This window comes from Primorskyibacter sedentarius (genome assembly GCF_004342065.1).
In the GTDB taxonomy this organism is placed as follows: Bacteria; Pseudomonadota; Alphaproteobacteria; order Rhodobacterales; family Rhodobacteraceae; genus Primorskyibacter; species Primorskyibacter sedentarius.
In genome coordinates this window covers 117583-135499 of record NZ_SLZU01000007.1, presented here as the reverse complement: position 1 = coordinate 135499, position 17917 = coordinate 117583, and the positions used below count along the sequence as shown (strand labels likewise).

Annotated in this window: 14 protein-coding genes; 4 read left to right on the top strand and 10 right to left on the bottom strand. The window is 64.3% G+C overall.

What is annotated here, in order from left to right; genetic code table 11:
* The 10 genes from EDD52_RS11735 to EDD52_RS11690 all read right to left on the bottom strand — a co-directional run bounded on the left by EDD52_RS11735 (position 1) and on the right by EDD52_RS11690 (position 9805).
* A complete protein-coding gene (locus tag EDD52_RS11735; protein ID WP_132245149.1) occupies positions 1 to 447 on the bottom strand; it encodes a MarR family winged helix-turn-helix transcriptional regulator in 447 nt (148 codons plus the stop codon).
* 30 nt (positions 448 to 477) lie between these two features.
* Positions 478 to 1179 (bottom strand): ABC transporter ATP-binding protein, encoded by a 702-nt coding sequence (locus tag EDD52_RS11730; RefSeq protein WP_132245147.1) that lies wholly within the window; start codon positions 1177 to 1179, stop codon positions 478 to 480.
* Entirely contained in the window at positions 1172 to 1942 is a 771-nt protein-coding gene (locus EDD52_RS11725; RefSeq protein ID WP_132245145.1) for an ABC transporter ATP-binding protein, read from the bottom strand. Before EDD52_RS11725 ends, EDD52_RS11730 begins: the two co-directional genes overlap by 8 nt.
* A complete protein-coding gene (locus EDD52_RS11720; protein ID WP_132245143.1) occupies positions 1939 to 3798 on the bottom strand; it encodes an ABC transporter permease in 1860 nt (619 codons plus the stop codon). Before EDD52_RS11720 ends, EDD52_RS11725 begins: the two co-directional genes overlap by 4 nt.
* A 157-nt stretch (positions 3799 to 3955) precedes the next feature.
* Positions 3956 to 5164, bottom strand: a complete 1209-nt coding sequence (locus tag EDD52_RS11715) for an ABC transporter substrate-binding protein (protein WP_132245141.1) — start codon at positions 5162 to 5164, stop codon at positions 3956 to 3958.
* Between the two features lie 61 nt (positions 5165 to 5225).
* Positions 5226 to 6296 (bottom strand): aromatic ring-hydroxylating dioxygenase subunit alpha, encoded by a 1071-nt coding sequence (locus EDD52_RS11710; protein ID WP_132245139.1) that lies wholly within the window; start codon positions 6294 to 6296, stop codon positions 5226 to 5228.
* A gap of 21 nt (positions 6297 to 6317) precedes the next feature.
* On the bottom strand, positions 6318 to 6896 hold the full coding sequence (locus tag EDD52_RS11705; protein WP_132245137.1) for an amino acid synthesis family protein: 579 nt from the start codon (positions 6894 to 6896) through the stop codon (positions 6318 to 6320).
* Positions 6893 to 7477 carry an amino acid synthesis family protein gene (locus tag EDD52_RS11700; RefSeq protein ID WP_132245135.1) on the bottom strand — a complete coding sequence of 195 codons (585 nt, stop codon included), beginning with the start codon at positions 7475 to 7477 and terminating at the stop codon, positions 6893 to 6895. The genes EDD52_RS11705 and EDD52_RS11700 overlap by 4 nt, the downstream gene beginning before the upstream one ends.
* A complete protein-coding gene (locus EDD52_RS11695) occupies positions 7470 to 8372 on the bottom strand; it encodes a UPF0280 family protein (RefSeq protein ID WP_132245133.1) in 903 nt (300 codons plus the stop codon). Before EDD52_RS11695 ends, EDD52_RS11700 begins: the two co-directional genes overlap by 8 nt.
* Entirely contained in the window at positions 8369 to 9805 is a 1437-nt protein-coding gene (locus tag EDD52_RS11690) for a 6-hydroxynicotinate reductase (protein WP_243651915.1), read from the bottom strand. Before EDD52_RS11690 ends, EDD52_RS11695 begins: the two co-directional genes overlap by 4 nt.
* Positions 9806 to 10226: 421 nt before the next feature.
* On the opposite strand from EDD52_RS11690, the gene EDD52_RS11685 reads away from it, so the two are divergent.
* The 4 genes from EDD52_RS11685 (at position 10227) to EDD52_RS11670 (ending at position 17726) form a co-directional block, all read left to right on the top strand.
* A complete protein-coding gene (locus tag EDD52_RS11685) occupies positions 10227 to 11060 on the top strand; it encodes an FAD binding domain-containing protein (RefSeq protein WP_132245129.1) in 834 nt (277 codons plus the stop codon).
* Positions 11050 to 13782, top strand: a complete 2733-nt coding sequence (locus tag EDD52_RS11680) for a molybdopterin-dependent oxidoreductase (RefSeq protein WP_132245127.1) — start codon at positions 11050 to 11052, stop codon at positions 13780 to 13782. Before EDD52_RS11685 ends, EDD52_RS11680 begins: the two co-directional genes overlap by 11 nt.
* A gap of 55 nt (positions 13783 to 13837) precedes the next feature.
* Positions 13838 to 15901, top strand: coding sequence for a hydantoinase/oxoprolinase family protein (locus EDD52_RS11675; RefSeq protein ID WP_132245125.1), 2064 nt, complete (start codon positions 13838 to 13840; stop codon positions 15899 to 15901).
* Between the two features lie 136 nt (positions 15902 to 16037).
* On the top strand, positions 16038 to 17726 hold the full coding sequence (locus EDD52_RS11670; protein WP_132245123.1) for a hydantoinase B/oxoprolinase family protein: 1689 nt from the start codon (positions 16038 to 16040) through the stop codon (positions 17724 to 17726).
* Positions 17727 to 17917 lie beyond the last annotated feature (191 nt).

Below are 17917 nucleotides of genomic sequence, written 5' to 3'. Positions count from 1 at the left end.
TCAGCAAATCTTGCGCAGGAGTCGCAGAAGCGTCTCACGTTCCTTTTCGCGCAATGGCGCCAGAGTCGCCTCGCTGACAAGGCTTGCAGAGCGGACAGCTTCGTCTGTCAGCGCCTCCCCGGCGGGGGTGAGCGAGACAAGATGGCGGCGACGGTCGCCGGGGTCGGGGCTGGTCCGGATCAATCCGCGCGTGACAAGCCGGTCGACCACGCCCTTGGTCGTGGCGGCGTCCATCGCGACAGACCGCCCAAGCTGGTTTTGCGACGCGGGCCCGTCCTGTGCCAACCGAAAGAGCAGCGCAAATTGCATCGCCGTGAGCTTGCCCGGCACCAGATCCGCAAAAAGGGTGGAGTTTCGCTGGTACGCGCGCCGCAGCAGGAAACCGATCTGGTCGTCCAGAACATAGCCATTGCGCGCATCGGGGCTGTCCGGGCCATCATGGCTCATCTCATACGCTCCCCGGCAGGGGATGCGCGATCAGACCGACAGATAGGCATCACGGATCTCTGGATGGGCTTCGAGTTCGGCAAAGCTGCCGTCGAACTTCTTCTCTCCGCCTTCGATGATGATGGCGCGGTCGGCGACAGCGCGGGCGAAATGCAGGTTCTGTTCCGAAATCATCACGGTCAGCCCTTCGGATTTCAGCTTCAGGATGGTTTCTGCCATTTCCTCGACAATCACCGGGGCGATGCCTTCGGAGGGCTCGTCCAGCAGCAACAGCAGCGGGTTGCCCATCAGGGTTCGCCCGATTGTCAGCATCTGCTGCTCGCCCCCCGACAGTTGCTTGCCGCGATTGGTGCGGCGTTCGGCAAGATTGGGAAAGATGTCGAAGAGCTGCTCGACCGTCCATGCGGGTGCGCCATCGCGCGGAGGCTGGCGACCGACTTCGAGGTTTTCCAGCACGGTGAGGTCGGAAAAGATGCGCCGGTCCTCGGGGACATAGCCAATCCCGGTCTTGGCGACGCGAAAAGCCGGTTTGCCCACCAGTTCCTGCCCCTGAAAGCTGACAGAGCCTTCGCGCGGGCGCACAAGCTGCATCACCGATTTCATCGCCGTGGATTTGCCGGCCCCATTGCGCCCCAGCAGCGCCAGCACCTCGCCGCGCTTCACCTCAAAGCTCAGCCCGCCAAGGATATGCGCCTTGCCATAGTAGCTGTGGATGTCGTTGACGTTAAGCATCGCGCGCCTCCGCAAACAGCGTGCCGCCGCCAAGATAGACCTCTTGCACCTGCGGATCGTTGCGGACCTCTTCGGCGCTGCCATCGGTAATCAGCTCGCCCCGGTTCAGAACCATGATGTGATGGGCATGGGCAAAGACCACGTCCATGTCATGTTCGGTAAACAGCACCGAGACGCCCTGATCCTGCACGATATCGGCAACAAGTTGCATCAGCGCGATACGCGCGCTGGGGGCCATGCCAGCAGTCGGTTCATCCATCAGCAGCAGGCGGGGACGGTGACACAGCGCGATGGCCAGTTCCAGCCGCTTCAGATCGCCATAAGCAAGGATTGAGCACGGCCTGTCGGCCTGATCTTCCATGTCGACGATGCGCAGGAATTCGAAGGCTTCGTCGCGGTAAAGCTTCCATGCGCGCGGCGCGATGGAGAAGATGTTGTGGTGATGGCTGATCAGCGCCATCTGCACATTCTCGATCACCGACATGGACGGGTAGGTGCCGGTGATCTGAAAGGTCCGCCCGACGCCGCGCCGCCAGATCTCGCGCGGGCGCATGCCGGTGATCTTCTTGCCATCCAGAAAGACATTGCCCGCCGTCGGTTTCAACTGCCCCATGAGCATGTTGAAACAGGTGGATTTGCCCGCGCCGTTGGGGCCGATCAGCGCCTTCAACTCTCCTTTGTCGACGGAAAAGGACACGTCATTGACGGCCAGAAACCCGTCATAGCTTTTCTTGAGGTGTTCGACGCGCAGGATCTCTGTCATTTCGCCACCTCGTCATTTGTCCCGCGTATGCGCATCCACAGGCTGCGGAGCGAGCCGACAATGCCTTCGGGTGCGATGATCACCACGGCGATGATAAGCAGGCCCAAAAGGAGCCGCCAGTATTCCAGGCGGGTCAGCCAATCCTCGACCACCGTCATGAAGCCTGCGCCGACAACGCCGCCTGCGAGCGTTTTCACGCCGCCGAGAAAGACCACGATCAGCGCGTCGAAACTGGCCGCGATTTCCAGCTCTGTCGGAAAGACCGAACCCTTGGAAAAGACAAAGATGCCGCCCGCGAGGCCCGCCATGGCGCCTGCAAGTGCAAAGGCCACATATTGCACGCGCTTGACGTCGATCCCGGTCGCCTCTGCCTGCCTTGGGCTGTCGCGGCCTGCGCGCAGGGCATAGCCGAAGGGCGCGTGGATCACATGCCGCAGGAACAGGATGCCTCCGACCCCAAGGGCGAGAGTGAAGTAGTAATACGCCTCTGGGCTGTTGAGCCAATCGGCGGGCCAGATATTGACCAGCCCGTCATCGCCGCGCGTCACACCCCGCCATTGAAAGGCCAGCGACCAGACAAGCTGTGAGAAGGCCAGTGTCAGCATCGCGAAATAGACACCCGTCAGGCGGATGCAGAACCAGCCGATGCCAAGCGCCAGAAGACCCGCGGCAAGGGGGGCAAACAGAAAGGCCAGCTCCATCGGGGTATCAGTATGAAAGACCAGCAGGGCCGCGGCATAGGCCCCGCCACCAAAGAACGCGGCATGCCCGAAACTGACCAGACCGCCGGTCCCGAGGATGAAGTGCAGCGAGGCGGCGAAGAGCGCAAAGACGATCATGTCGATGGTCAGCGTCAGCACGAATTGCTCGGCAACAAAGGGCAGGGCGGCCAGCACCGCCAACAAGGCCGCGACCAGCGCTCGCCCGGTGGGGCCATAGGGGCGGATGGGCTGCTCGGGGGCGCCGACCTGCCCATGTTCGCCCGCCACTTCCTCGCGTCCCAGCAGGCCGTAGGGCCGCACGATCAGCACGATGGCCATGACGACGAACATAAGGACAAGGGTGGATTGCGGCAGGTAGGTCACGCCAAAGACGCTGAGCACGGAAATCAGGACCGATGCGATGAAGGCACCGGGCAGCGATCCCATGCCGCCGATCACGACGACCACGAAAACCGCGCCGATGATGTTGAAATCCATCAGCAGATCGGCCCCGCCCTTGGGCAGTTGCAGCGCGCCCCCCCAGCCCGCCAGCGCAGAGCCGAGCGCGAAGACGCCGGTGAAGAGCCATGCCTGATTGACGCCCAGCGCGCCGACCATCTCCCGGTCCTGGGTCGCGGCGCGGACAAGCACCCCAAGCCGGGTGCGGTTGATGAGATACCACAGCGCAAAGAGGATGAAGGGTGTGATGGCGATCAGGATGATGTCATATTTCGGCACCGGCTCGCCAAAGATGCGCCAGACGCCGCGCAGGCCGGGTGCGCGCGGGCCAAGGCGATCCTCGGCCCCCCAGATCATCAGCGCGAGGTCCTGGATTACCAGGATCACGCCAAATGTGGCGACAAGCTGGAACAGTTCGGGTGCGCGGTAGATCGGGCGCAGAACGACCATCTCGATGAAAGCGCCGATCGCTCCCACGGCCAGGCCGGTCAGCAGGATCGCACCCCAGAAGCCAAAATGCCCGGGCAGGAGATTCATCAGCGTGACACCGATGAAAGCCCCCAGCATGTAAAGCGACCCATGCGCGAAGTTCACGATCCGCGTGACGCCAAAGATCAGCGACAGGCCGGAGGCGACAAGGAAAAGTGCGGCGGCATTGGCAAGCCCGGTCAGAAACTGGGCGAAAAAGAAGGCCATATCGGTCCTCAGTCTGACGGGGAGGCGAATACCTCGGCGCGAAGCTTGCGCCGAGGGCGAGGTCCCGGGTCAAGCCCGGGACGCGGAGCGCGAAATTGCGGCCGGGCGCTACCTGCCCCGGACTTGATCCGGGGCCTTGCGTCCGGCTGCCATCTGCTCACTCGGCAGGCCGCATCGCCTGGATTTCTTCATCCGTCGGCATATAGGGGGCGGGATCCTTGTAGGACCAATCCACCATCACGCCCTTGCCATCCTGAACAGCCAGGGTGCCGACATAGGCGCCCATGGTCGACTGGTTGTCGATCTCGCGGTAGCTGAGCTTACCGATCGGGGTATCTTCGATTTCAAGCCCTTCGAAGGCGGCAATCAGGGAGGCGGTATCGGTGGCTCCTGCCTTTTCGATGGCCGCAGCGATTGATTGCACCGTCATATAGCCGACCAGCGATCCGATCTTGGGTGTCTCGCCGGTTGTCTCCATATAGGCATCCACGAATTCCTTGCCGGGCGTGCCTTCTTCCAGCGCGTACCAGGGGTAGCCCGTCACGAACCAGCCCTCGGGCGCCTCATCACCGAGCGGGTCGAGGTATTCCGGCTCTCCGGTCAACAGCCCATAGACATTTCGGCCTTCGAACAGGCCCCGGTCGCCGCCATCGCGTACGAGCTTGGCAAGATCCGTGCCGAAGGTCACGTTGTAGATGGCGTCCGGCTTGGCACGCTCCAGCGCCTGCACCTCCGCTCCCGCATCGATCTTGAAGAGCGCGGGCCACTGCTCTGCGACGAACTCCACCTCGGGTTTCAGCCGGGTGAGGTTCTCCTTGAAGGCGGCCACTGCGTCCTGACCGTAAGCATAGTTGGGCGCGATAGTGGCATAGCGGATCGCATCCGTTTTCGCGGCCTCTTCGGCCAGCATAGCAGCCTGCACCCATGTCGAGGCGCGCAGACGGAAGGTCTGCGGGTTGCCCGACGCCCAGACAAGGCTGTCGGCCAGCGGTTCAGCGGCGAGGTAGAGGTAGCCCTTCTCGGCGGCAAAGGACGACAGCGCCAACCCGACATGGCTGAGGATCGTGCCAGTCAGCATCACGGTGCCTTCGCGGGTCATCAGCTCTTCGGCGATCTTGATCGCTTCGGCCGGATCGCCCTGATCGTCGCGGAAAATGAATTCCAGCGGCTTGCCAAGCACGCCGCCATCGGCGTTGACCTCTTCCACCGCCAGTTCGATCCCCAGCTTGTAGGGTTCGGCGAATGCGGCAAGGCGCTTGTAGTGGTTGATCTCGCCGATCTTGATGCTGTCCTGCGCCAGTGCGGCCACCGGGGCCAGTGCAAGCGCCGTGGCAGTGGCGAGCATCGTGCGTCGCGATAGGGTCATATGGTTGGTCTCCTGTTGGTCGGCGGGCCTGAGGCCGCGCTATGGTCCGGTCTTGCGCCGGTCAATCGTGATAGACGAAGGCGGGCGACAGATTGCCCGCCAGATCTTCGGTTCGTTCCAGTTCCAGAAGTTCGCTTATCCGCTTGCGATAGACAAGCGGCCCCTTGTCGATGGCAATCCGGATCGGGCGCCGTTTGGCCGGGCGCAGCTCTTCTTCCTGCACGGCCTCAAGGATCGCCTTGTCCTCATCGAAGGCCTTGCGGAACATCGCGCCCATCGTGGCCTCTGCATCCGGATCGTCAAGCGCGGTGTTGCGGACATGCATCCAGCGGTCGATTGAATAGGTCTCTGTCACGGGGGTGATGAAATGCAGGGCAAAGATGCGCACGCCGCGATCACGTTCATCCTCGGCAATGGCGTCCTCTGCGGGGGCAGAACCGAAATCGATCACCGCCGTGCAGGGGGTATAAAGATAGTAGTAATGCCACCGGTCCACATTGCCTGTGAACCCGCCGAACCCTTTGAAAAAGCCGATAGGTTCCGCATCGCGGATCCACCGCCACGCAACGATCGCCTCGCCCTCGGTCTGGACATGCACGGGAACATTTTCCGACGCGGCGTTGCCCAGCGTGGTGGGGTGGACAAAGCTGACATGCGCGGGATCAACAAGGTTTTCCGCGACGTTGAGGTAGTTTGACTTCAGATGCAGCGCGTCGCCGTGATGCGTGGCCCAGCCGGGATCGGTGAATTGTGGCAGGTCGAACACTTTGGCAGTGTCGGCCTTGTCCGGGTCACCCATCCAGATCCAGACGATGCCGTGCTTTTCGTAGGTGGGGAAGGCTAGGACATAGGCGCTCTTGGGTTGGTTGGTCTGGCCGGGCACGCGGATACAGGCGCCCGAGCAGTCAAAGGTCAGCCCGTGATAGCCGCATTGCACGTCATCCCCGACACGCTTGCCCTTGGACAGCGGCAGCAGGCGATGCGGGCAGCGGTCTTCCAGCGCCACGACGCCGCCGTCAGATTTGCGGTACATCACAACGTGATCGCCGAGGATAGTGAACCGGCGCAGCGCGTCGTCGATTTCCGTCGACCAGCCCGCGACATACCAGGCGTTCCTTACGAAGTTCGTCATCTGTCTGCCTCCGTCCTTGGCCTAGCGCAGCCCATCTGCGCCGATCACCTCTTCATGGGCAAGCCCCCCAACCCGCGGGTTGGGCCTGCCGCCCATTTGCAGCGCCACCGCCACCAGGATTTCATTTGCGCGCGGGCCGTCGGGCAATTGCAGGCGCATCCCGTCGAAATGGCTGCGGACATAGGCGGCGTCCTTGTGCCCCAGGGGCACGTCGATCACACCGCCCGGACCGCCCATCGCCTTGGAGGAGGGCACCAGCGCCTTGCCGCCGCCCAGCACGTCGCGCAGCGGCGCGCCAAGTTTCGGGTGTAGCAATGCGGCGGCGTGCTCCAACTCTCCGGCCTCGCCGACAAGCGCCGCCTTGCCATAGCCCTGAACCTCGCTCGCGGCGCATCCAAGCGCGCCAAGCGCCTCTTCGCCCAGGATCCGGCCCAGTTCTGCGCCGGTCTCTGCCAGCTCGGACAGGTCCTTGGCATAGCGCCCGGCGAACGGGTTCTCGATCACCGCAGCGGCGAGGGCGCGGCGCGCGGGTGGGGCAATCTCTTGTCCCATCTCGTGGCGTGTCTCCTCAACCAGCGTGATGATCAGGCGCAGTTTCACCGCAAGCCGTCCTTGCCCGCAACGTCCTTGGCCTTCAACCCGCCGACACGCGCATGGATGCGCGGGCCGGTCGTCATCACCAGAACAAGAAGGATCTCGTCCGCCTTGGGGGCATCGCTGAGGCCCACCTCCATCGCGTCGAAATGCGACCGCACGTAAGAGGCGTTGGTATGTGTCACTGGCACGTCCAGCCTTGCGCCGGGGGCGCCGACCTTCTTGGTGGAGGGCACAATCGCCATGCTCTCGGCGATCTTGTCGCGCATCGCATAGCCGCCGGGGACGTGCCACAGCGCGCCATGCTCCAACTCACCATTCGTGCCGACAATCGCGCCTTTGCCATAGCCTTCGACCACGGAGGCGTCGCCGCCAAGCGCGTCGATACAGTGCTGCGCCATCTCTTTGCCAAGCGGTTCGAGGTCTTTCATGAACCCTTCGATCTCTTCGACATAGCGCCCGGCAAAGGGGTTGGCGATCACCGTCATGCAGGCCGCACGGCGCAGGGGCGTGTCCGGGGCCGGGCCGCCCTCGTGATAGATCGTCTCCACAAGGGTTGCGGATTTGCGGATCCGGGGCTCAGGCATGGGTCAGGTCCTTCTGGCGATTGCTGGTATTCTGTATGGTCCGGTCCGCAGGGATTGTCACGGCGCCACCGGTAGAGACCCGTTCGCCCTGACACGAGATGCAGGCAGCACTGATCACACCGCGCGAAAGGTAGTCCCGCGCCCGCCCAAGCCCGTTTACCAGGGCGGTGCGCCGGTCCGCTGCGGACAATGCGGCGACGGAGGTCGTCACAAGCCGCGCGCCCAGATCGGTGTCCGGGGACAGGCTGTTTGCGGGCGCGCGCGCAATGGCAGGGTGGCCGGGCAGGTCGACGACATTGGCAATCAGCGTCGCCGCGGCATCCGCGGTTGCCGCGTCGCGTGCCAGAACGGTCACAGCGTCTGCGATGCCCAGAGAGTGGGACCGCCCGCGCCAGCCAGATGTGGCGACTCCACCGATGCCATCATGGGGCGCGATCCTTGCCCGAGCGCCCATCGCGCCGGTCTTCGGGTCTTCGCAAATGGCGATGCGAAAAGGGGCTTCGCCGGTCCAGAGCGCGATATCGCCACCATTGTTGACTGCCGCGCGGCTGAGGCCGTGACCGGGTGTCAACATGGCCGAAAGGAGATGGTCTGCGACCGCGCCGGCAACGGCGGCCATCGGGGTGACAAACACACCCGCGAAGCAGGAAACTGCCTCATGCATCCTGCGAGCGACATCACCCGTGGGGGCAGGGCCGGAGCCTGCCCGCAGGCGCGGAAGCTCGGCCACGAGATCCTCAAGCAGTGGCGGGAAGGCGGACCACGCCCGTCTGCGCGCGGCACGTTGCGCCGCGACCGGACCTTCCAGTTGAATGATCACGTCAATCGGCCCATTGGTCAGCCGCAACCTGCCGTCTGGCAGGTGATGCGCCTGGGCGGTCTCGGTCCAGTTCATGTCTTGGCCTCCCGGCTGACGGGCCAGGGAGAGCCGGATTTGCGCGTCTCGGCCCGGCGTCCGGACAGGCGGTGGTCGTTCTGCCGCCCGGTGGCCCCCCGCAACGCGTCCTCAAGGGGCATGACATAATCCATATGACCGCCAAGACTGGCGTAATCCGCGGCGGTCATGGTGAATTCGATCGGGGCGACCAGTGCGGGCGTCGGCACGTAGCCAAAGGCGTTCTTTGGCATCTGCGTGACGTCGGCCATGAAGGTGATGCCGCCCCCCGGCCACATGAAGACCGGCGCGCCGCCAACCGTCACCCGCGTCAGCCGCGACTGGACAGAACGTGTCAGGCTGACCGGGTTTTCCGTCACACCCGACCGCAGCGACCCGCCCGCACCGGCCATGAAAAGGACCGAGGCAAGCGAGGGTTCGCAATTCTCTTCGATGCGGCGGACAGAGGGCAACAGCCGTTCCGGCATCTCCTTCTGCTCTGGCACCAGCGCGTCGTTCAGCTCGTAATAGGCGGCATTCTCGCCGGTGGTGGACACCATCAGCAGCGACAGGCCGGGCTGCGCCTGTTCAGGCTTCCAATCGCCAAGGATGGTCAGCGGGTCGGTCAGATCGGTGCCGCCCCAGCCGGTGCCGGGCTCTGCCACCTGAAAGTAGCGACCGGGGGTCGACCGGCGCCCCTTGATGCGGATGCCGGACGGGGCCCAGCCGATCACCTTGCCCGCCTGATGTTCGGACATGACGCCGGTGATGTGATCATCAACCACGACGACCTCATCCACCAGCCCCTGCCATTGCGCGGCGAACATGCCCACGGTGGCAGAGCCGCAGCCCACGCGCATGCGTTCCTCTTTCTGGCCGTCGACGATGGGCGCCTCTCCGGCGGTCACTTCGATCTCTGCGCCGCCATCGATGGTCATGGCGACGCGTTCACCATTGCACAGCGCCAGAAGTGCGGCGCAGGTGACACGCCCTTCTTTCTTCGACCCACCGGTCAGATGGTTGACCCCGCCAAGGCTGAGCATTTGCGAGCCGTATTCCGAGGTCGTGACATGGCCAATGGCCTCGCCATCCACCCGTACCGGCGCGCATTCCGCGCCCAGATGCCGATCCGTGTCGATCTTCACCTTTGCGCCGCAATAGGAAAAAATGCCTTCGGTCACCACGGTGATCATGTCGGCATCTGCGGTCTTTGAGGCGACAATGAACGGCGCGGGCTTGTAGTCGGGATAGGTTGTCCCCGACCCCACGGCGGTGATGAATGTATCCTCTCCGCTGACCAGCTCGCCATCCCATTCGCGATCAAGGAACGGGACGACCGCCGCGTCAGAATCGCGGTTTTCCAGAATGGTCAGCGGGTCGAGCCGCACCAGCACGCCCGCGTCATTGGCGTAGCGATCGCATGCACCCGAACGGCCATCGGCGATGTAGCACATCACCGGACAGGCATCGCAACGGATCTTCTCGGGCCGGTCAGGGCGGGCGGTGGGCTCTGTCACATCGCGTGCTCCGCTGGCTGGGCCTGCGCGGCTGCGCGGGCCGGAAACTCGTTTGTACACGAACGCACAAGTGCAGTTTGCCTGTCAACTGATTTGGCACATTCGCGGCACGGGAGAGGTGCCACACCATGATGGCAGACCATTTGACGGGCACTCCCGGGCGGCGCGGTTACCACGCTGGGTCGCGTGTGCCGGAACCACCGCCGCGGCCGAATTTTCCGGCAGGCGATATATCCCCTTCAGGTGTATGCGGCTTCCAACCTTTTCCGTGATTGACAAGTTTTCCGACAAGTTCTTACGGTGGGTGCACGTCGTTCGCATACAAACGATGCTTCACATGTTCACGGAGGCCTCCCAAATGCTTCACCGTCCCCAAACGCTCGACGCGGCGCTGGCGCTGTTGTCCGCAGGGGATGCCGTGATCCTGGCGGGGGGAACCGATATCTACCCGGCCTTGCGGGACCGGCCACCACCGGCCGAGATGGTGGACCTTTCGGGCATAACTGGCCTGCGCGGCATTGGGCGGGAGGGCGACAGCTGGCGCATCGGCGCGGCCACAACCTGGACCGAGATTCTGCACGCCGATCTGCCGCCGCTATTTGACGGGCTGAAGCTGGCGGCGCGCGAAGTGGGCTCTGTCCAGATCCAGAATGCGGGCACTGTTGCGGGCAATATCTGCAACGCATCACCTGCGGCCGATGGTGTGCCTGCGTTCTTGGCGCTGGAGGCGCAGATAGAGGTGCAGGGGCCGGGAGGGACGCGGTGCATGGCGGTGGAGGATTTCATTCGCGGTCCGCGCATGACGCGACTGGACCGGTCAGAGCTTGTGACGGCGATATATGTGCCGGACAGCCCGGGGCAGGGCGCGTTTTTGAAGCTGGGGGCGCGAAAATATCTTGTGATCTCCATCGCGATGGTCGGGGCCGTGGTCTTGGCCGAAGGGGACCGGATCGCCAAGGCGCGCGTTGCGGTCGGGTCATGCTCGCCCGTGGCCTGTCGTCTTCGGGATCTGGAAACAGCGCTGGCAGGGATTTCGGCCCGCGACATTGCCAAAGCCGTATCCGCAGCGCCCCTGCCGGAACTTGTCCCTATCGGGGATGTGCGCGCCACGTCGCATTACCGGTCTGACGCCGCACGCACCCTTATAACCCGGACGCTACTGCAGGCGATGGAGGCGCGGAATGTCGCTTGACGCTCCGGGCTGCCGGATAAGTTTTACCCTCAATGGAACAGAGGTCAGCGCGGACAGCCCCGCGACAGCGCGCCTGTCTCAGGTGCTGCGCGAGAAGGTCGGCGCGAAAGACGTCAAGGTCGGCTGTGATGCGGGCGATTGCGGCGCCTGCACGGTTTTGCTGGACGGCGCCCCGGTCTGTGCCTGCCTTACCGCCGCCGGTCAGGCAGAGGGTCGGCGCATCGAAACGCAGGCGGGGCTGGTTGCGCGCGATCCTCATGGCAGGCATCTGGCCAGGGCATTCCAGCGGCACCACGCGGCTCAATGCGGGATATGCACGCCCGGGATGATGGTGTCTGCGGTTGCTTTGCTGCGCTCTGGTGGCGCGCTGACCGAACAGGTCGTGGAGGATGCGCTTGGCGGCGTGCTTTGCCGCTGTACCGGCTATCGCAGCATCATCGCCGCCGTGCTCGACACGGCGGACCGCCCCGCAGAGACGGAGGGCGGGGTAGGCGCCGTGATCGAGCGCATCGACGGGTGGGCCAAAGTCTCGGGGGCCGAACAGTTTGGCGACGATGTGTCGCCTGCTGATGCGCTGACGCTGCGGGTGATCCGGTCGCCCTTTCATCGCGCCGCTTTCCGGTTTGGTGATCTGGATGAATTCCGTGACGCGGCCGGGCTGGCGCTGATACTGACCGCCGCAGACGTGCCCGGCGAGAACCGGTTCGGCGTGATCCCCGGCTTTGAGGACCAACCGGTTTTCGCCTCCGACGAGACCCGTTTCAAGGGCGAGGCAGTGGCCGCCGTCGTGGGCAGACCGGATCTGCTGGATGCCATGCCCGATTTCCCCGTCTCCTGGTCAGAGCTGCCGTCCAACCTTGCACCCGATCTGGCCGTCGCGGCGCCTTTGCTGCACGCGGACCGCGCCGGAAATGTCATGTGTCGTGGCTATGTCGCGCGAGGCAATGCGAAGGCCGCGCTTGAAGGGGCTGCGCATGTCGCGGCGGGTGAGTTTTCGACCGGGTTCATCGAACACGCCTATATCGAGCCCGAGGCCGCATCGGCCTGTCGGGTGGGGGACCGGATAGAGGTGCAGTGCTGCACACAGGCACCATATATGAACCGCGACGGGCTGGCACGAATTCTGGGAGTGTCGCCTGACGCGGTGCGCATCCGTCCGACGGCCACAGGGGGCGGTTTCGGCTCCAAGCTGGACCTGACCGCGCAGCCCTTCGTGGCGCTGGCCGCGTGGCGGTTGGGACGCCCGGTGCGCGTGACCTATAGCCGGGCCGAAAGCATCGCCACCTCGACAAAGCGCCACCCTTCGCAGATCAGGATGGAGATCGGCACGGATGCAGAAGGCCGGATCGTTGGCGCGCGTTTTGACGGGTCGTTCAACACCGGTGCCTATGCCAGCTGGGGGCCGACCGTTGCCAGCCGTGTGCCGATCCACGCCTCTGGCCCCTACCTGACCCCGAATTACGAGGCCAAAAGCGCGGGCATCCACACCCATACCGCGCCCTCCGGTGCGTTTCGCGGCTTTGGCGTGCCGCAATCTGCCGTCGCGCAAGAGCAGCTTTACGATGAGATGGCCGGCAAGCTGGAGATGGACCGGCTGGAGTTTCGCTACATGAACAGCCTTGCCGCAGGGCAGCCGACGGTGACAGGGCAGGTGTTCGAGCAGGGTGTCGGCATCCGCGCCTGTTTCGAGGCACTTCGTCCCCATTGGCAGCGTGCGCTGCGCGAGGTTGCGGCGTGCAATGTCTCTTCCCGGCCGCATCGGCGCTGCGGGGTTGGCATTGCGGGCGGATGGTATGGGTGCGGCAACACCTCCATGTCGAACCCGTCGACGATCCGCGCGGGCATCACGGCGGACGCCAGGATCTGCCTGCATCAGGGGGCGGTGGATATCGGGCAGGGCTCCAACACGGTGATCGCGCAGATCTTTGCCGAGGCGCTTGGCGTGGCGGTGGGGGACATTGTTCTGATCGGGGCCGATACCGATATCACGCCGGACGCTGGCAAGACCTCTGCCAGCCGACAGACCTTTATCAGCGGCGCGGCGGCAAAGCTGTGCGGCGAGGCGCTGCGCCGCCAGATCCTGCGGCTTGGCAATGTGGGCGGCGGCGCGAAAATTCACCTGCGCGATGGCGTGATCGAACTGTCGGAAAACGGCGCCTCCCACAGTGTCCCGCTGCCCGAGGCCAATGCCCAAGGCTACGCGCTGGAAGCCGTGGAAAGCTATGACCCGCCGACGACGCCGCTGGACCAAAACGGGCAGGGCGCGCCCTATGCCGTGTTCGGAAGCGCCGCGCAGATGGCAGAGCTGGAGGTTGATTGCGAGCTTGGCACCGTCCGCCTTGTGCGTATCACGGCCGCGCATGACGTGGGGCGCGCGATCAACCCGGCGCTGGCGCAGGGCCAGATCGAGGGCGGCGTCGCCCAAGGCATTGGCCTTGCGCTGATGGAGGAGTTCCTGCCCGGCCGCACTGAAAACCTGCATGACTACCTGATCCCGACCATCGGGGATGTGCCGCCAATCTCCTCGATCCTGATCGAGGGCGGTGATCCACACGGGCCTTACGGGGCCAAGGGGCTGGGCGAACATTGCCTGATCCCCACGGCACCCGCGATCCTCAACGCCATCACCCATGCCTGCGGTGCGCGTATCCGCGACCTTCCCGCCACGCCGGACAGGCTGCGCGCGGCGATCCTCTCTCTGCGCAACGGCGGGGGGCTGTGAAAGCGTCGGCGGCACCGCACCGGTGCATCCCCAAGCCAGCCAGAAGGGCGATTTCATGACCAGGACCAACCCGCCCGGCGGCAGCTTTGCAGGTATCGATGTGGGGGGCACGTTCACCGACCTGCTGCATTATGACAGCACCGCCGGGCAGGTGCGCCTTGCCAAGGTGCCAACCACGCTGGACAATCAGGCAGATGGGGTGCTGGCGGCGCTGGATGCGGCAGAGGTTGACGCGGCGGCGCTTGATCTGATCGTGCATGGCACGACGACCACCACCAACGCGGTGCTGGAACGGCGGCTTTGCAAGACGGGCCTTGTCACGACGATGGGTTTTCGCGATGTGCTGGAGCTTGGGCGCCGGACCCGCCCGCAGGCCTATGGGATGTCGGGGCAGTTCCGCCCGCTGATCCCGCGTGATCTGCGCCTTGAAGTGCCTGAACGGATGCTTGCCGATGGGACCGAATACTGCCCGCTGGACGAAGACGCCTTGCGCGCTGCCCTGCGCCAATTGCGCGAGACGGGGTGCGAGTCGCTCGTCATCCACTTTCTGCACGCCTATGCCAACCCCGCGCACGAGATCCGGGCGGGCGAGATTGCGCGCGCCGAATGGCCCGAGGTCAACCTGACGCTGGGCCATGCGCTTCTGTCCGAAAGCCGCGAATACGAACGCGGCGTGACCGCGGCGGTCAATGCTTCGGTGCAGCCACTTTTGCGGCGCTATGTCGAACGGCTGGCCGACCGGCTGTCAGACCGTGGCTATGCCCGCGATCTTTTGGTGATGACCGGCAATGGCGGCATGGTCTCGGCCCGTATCGTCGCTGAAGAGGCTGCCAAGACGGTGATGTCCGGCCCCGCATCTGGTGTGATGGCCGCCGCTTTTACCGGTCGGCGCGCGGGCATTCCGGACCTGCTGACCTATGACATGGGGGGCACGTCGACCGATGTGGCGATGATCCGGGGGGCCGATCCGGCGGTCAGCCACGAGATCGAGATCGAATACGCGATGCCTATCCACGTGCCCATGGTAGACGTGCGCACCGTGGGGGCAGGGGGGGGATCCATCGCGCGGGTCAATGCGGCGGGTCTTTTGCAAGTCGGTCCGGACAGCGCTGGCAGCACGCCGGGGCCGATATGTTACGGCAAGGGCGGCACCGATCCCACGATATCGGATGCCAATATGGTGTTGGGCCGGATGGATCCCGGCAAGCTCAACACCATCTCTGGTGACGTGTCGATTGATACGATCCGGCAGGTATTCGCATCGCAGCTGGGCAGCCCCTTGGGGTTGGATGCCGAAGCCGCCGCTGCTGCCGTGCTGCGCGTGGCCAATGCCAAGATGGCCGATGCTGTGCGCATGGTGTCCATTTCTCTGGGCGAGGACCCGCGCGATTTTGCGCTCTTTGCCTTTGGTGGGGCCGGACCACTGCATGCCTGCGCCATTGCCCGCGAACTGGGCGTGCCGCGCGTGCTTGTGCCTGCGCGGCCCGGCATCACCAATGCGCTTGGCTGCATCGTCGCCGATCTGCGCCACGATTACGTCCAGACCCTCAACACACCGCTTGATAGCTGCGATATGGCCGCCGTGCACAATGCATTTGCCCAGCAGATCGAGGATGGCCGCGCCGCGATTGGCCGCGAGAAAGTCGAAATCGCAGAACTGCGCGTGACCCATTCCGTTGACATGCGGTTTATCGGCCAGACACACCTGCTGCGCGTGCCGCTGCCCGGGCCTGAGCCCACGCGCCATGCGTTGCAGACACTGTTCGAAGAGGCATATTTCAAGCGGTTTCAGGTCGCCCTGCCAGAGATCCGCGCTGCCCTTGTCAACGTCAACACCTCCGTGATCGGGCGCCGCCCCGAGGTCGACCTGTCACTGCTGATCGACGCCTCCGGGCGCAAGCTGACACTGGCCGAGGCCCGGACTGGCACCCGCTCCGTCTGGTTTGACGAATGGATTGACACGCCAGTTTACTGGCGCGACCATCTGCCCGCCAGGGCCGCGCTGACCGGTCCCGCCATCGTCGAACAGATGGACTGCACGCTGGTGCTTGAACCCGGTGATCATGCCGAGCAGGACGCCGATGGCAATCTGATCGTAACGGTAGGGGGCGCGCAATGACCCCTTGTTGTGAACCTTGTGTCCAACCTCGCAGGGCCATCTGGTTGCGAAGTTGCAGGTCGGCACGAAGACCGTCCTTGCTTCTTCCCGGTCAAAACCCTCCGGCCATTTGCGCGCAGGTCTTTAAGGTAGTGTCATGACGCTTGATCCAATCACCCTCACCGTCATCCAATCCGGCTTGCAACAGGTCTGCGACGAGATGGATCTCAGCTTCTCCCGCGCGGCCTTTTCGCCCGTGATCGCAGAGGCGAATGACCGCTCTGACGGGATCTACTCTGCCGAGGATGGCAGCCTGATTGCACAAGGGTCGCAGGGCCTGCCGGTTTTCGTGGGGGTCATGCAATTCTCCACTTCGACGATCATCAAGATGATTGCGGCAGGGCAGGTCGCAGCGCCAAAACCCGGCGACATTTACATCGTCAACGATCCCTATCTTGGCGGCACCCATCTGATGGACGTGCGCTTTGCCATGCCGGTCTGGCGGGAGGGTGAAATCTTCTGCTGGCTCAGCAATACCGGCCATTGGCCCGATACGGGCGGCGCGGTGCCGGGTGGCTTTTCCGCATCTGCCACGGCGGTCGAGCAGGAAGGGCTGCGGCTGCCCCCGGTCCGGTTGTTCAAAGAAGGTGAGCTGGACCCCGAGATCTACGCCATCATCTGTTCCAACATCCGCGTCGCCGATCAGCGCATCGGGGACGTCAAGGCGCAGGCGGCGGCACTTTATGTCGGGCAGTCCCGCCTGACCCGTCTGCTTGACCGCTACGGCGACGACACCGTCCGCGAAGCGATTGCAGAGCTTCGCGCCCGTGCCGCGCAGCAGATGCGCGCCCATATCGCGCAGATCCCGCCGGGGACGTATCACGCAAGCGCCTTTATCGACAGTGATGGCGTCGTGAACGAACCGCTGGAAATCCGGCTGGCCATCACGGCAGATCAGGGGGAGCTGACTTTTGATTTTACGGGCTCTTCCGCGCCTTGCGCGGGGCCAATGAACTCTGTCCTGGCGACGACGCATAGCTCGGTCTACCTTGCCATGCGGCACATCTTTCCCGACGTGCCAATCAGCGCAGGCGCGTTCGAACCGCTGAATATTCTGCGCCCCGAGGGCACGTTTCTGGACGCCCATTACCCGCGCCCGGTGTCGGGCTGCGCCGCAGAGGTCAGCCAGCGCATCGCAGAGGCTGTCTTTGCTGCGCTGGTCGAGCCGTTGCCGGATCTGGTCACAGCCTCGCCCGCCGGATCATCGGGCAATTTCGCGCTTGGCGGCGAAGTGCCGGAAGAGGGGCGCAGCTACGTGATGTACCAGATATCGGGCGGTGGCTATGGCGGCTATGCGGGGGGCGACGGTATCTCCAACGGGTGTTCGACCATCGGCATCTCAAAGGCGCCCCCGGTCGAGATCATGGAGCAGCAATTCCCGGTGCTCTACCACCGCTATGCCTTGCATGAAGGCTCGGCAGGGGCAGGCACGCATCGCGGCGGGTTCGGATTGGATTACGAGGTCGAAATACTCAAGGGCACCGCGCGGGCAAGCTTTGTGATGGATCACGGGCGCACCGGACCGCAGGGCGCGTTGGGGGGGCAGGACGGCGGCGTCAACCGGGTGGAGGTGACGCAGGGCGGGACAAGTTTCGTGCCCGAGCATCTGTCCAAAGCACAGGACATCGCCCTGACGGCCGGCGACCACGTTCGCGTCCGCACCCCCGGGGGCGGTGGTTATGGCCCGCCCTCCGATCGCGCGCCAGAGAAGGTGGCTGAGGATGTTCGGCTGGGTCGCTTGACCGAGGAAGAGGCGCAGCGAGACTACGGCAAGACCGCAAGCTGAGCAGGGGCTGCCTTGGGGAGGTGCCCGACGGATTACGCGGCGGGCGCCTTTTTGTCAGCAATTTGAATCGCTGTTTCGATGCCGCGGCGGTAAGGCCGCGAGAGTGTTCCGGGCTTTGACAATTGGCATGTGCGAGGCTTCGCCAACCGGCTGCCATAAATCGCGCGTTGTGAATATCTCCCGTGTTCGGT

What these genes read in the sequence shown, in the direction of transcription:
- EDD52_RS11735 (WP_132245149.1), bottom strand. Translation starts at nt 447, where the DNA reads ATGAGCCATGATGGCCCGGACAGCCCCGATGCGCGCAATGGCTATGTT.
- EDD52_RS11730 (WP_132245147.1), bottom strand. Translation starts at nt 1,179, where the DNA reads ATGCTTAACGTCAACGACATCCACAGCTACTATGGCAAGGCGCATATC.
- EDD52_RS11725 (WP_132245145.1), bottom strand. Translation starts at nt 1,942, where the DNA reads ATGACAGAGATCCTGCGCGTCGAACACCTCAAGAAAAGCTATGACGGG.
- EDD52_RS11720 (WP_132245143.1), bottom strand. Translation starts at nt 3,798, where the DNA reads ATGGCCTTCTTTTTCGCCCAGTTTCTGACCGGGCTTGCCAATGCCGCC.
- EDD52_RS11715 (WP_132245141.1), bottom strand. Translation starts at nt 5,164, where the DNA reads ATGACCCTATCGCGACGCACGATGCTCGCCACTGCCACGGCGCTTGCA.
- EDD52_RS11710 (WP_132245139.1), bottom strand. Translation starts at nt 6,296, where the DNA reads ATGACGAACTTCGTAAGGAACGCCTGGTATGTCGCGGGCTGGTCGACG.
- EDD52_RS11700 (WP_132245135.1), bottom strand. Translation starts at nt 7,477, where the DNA reads ATGCCTGAGCCCCGGATCCGCAAATCCGCAACCCTTGTGGAGACGATC.
- EDD52_RS11695 (WP_132245133.1), bottom strand. Translation starts at nt 8,372, where the DNA reads ATGAACTGGACCGAGACCGCCCAGGCGCATCACCTGCCAGACGGCAGG.
- EDD52_RS11690 (WP_243651915.1), bottom strand. Translation starts at nt 9,805, where the DNA reads ATGTGCTACATCGCCGATGGCCGTTCGGGTGCATGCGATCGCTACGCC.
- EDD52_RS11685 (WP_132245129.1), top strand. Translation starts at nt 10,227, where the DNA reads ATGCTTCACCGTCCCCAAACGCTCGACGCGGCGCTGGCGCTGTTGTCC.
- EDD52_RS11680 (WP_132245127.1), top strand. Translation starts at nt 11,050, where the DNA reads ATGTCGCTTGACGCTCCGGGCTGCCGGATAAGTTTTACCCTCAATGGA.
- EDD52_RS11675 (WP_132245125.1), top strand. Translation starts at nt 13,838, where the DNA reads ATGACCAGGACCAACCCGCCCGGCGGCAGCTTTGCAGGTATCGATGTG.
- EDD52_RS11670 (WP_132245123.1), top strand. Translation starts at nt 16,038, where the DNA reads ATGACGCTTGATCCAATCACCCTCACCGTCATCCAATCCGGCTTGCAA.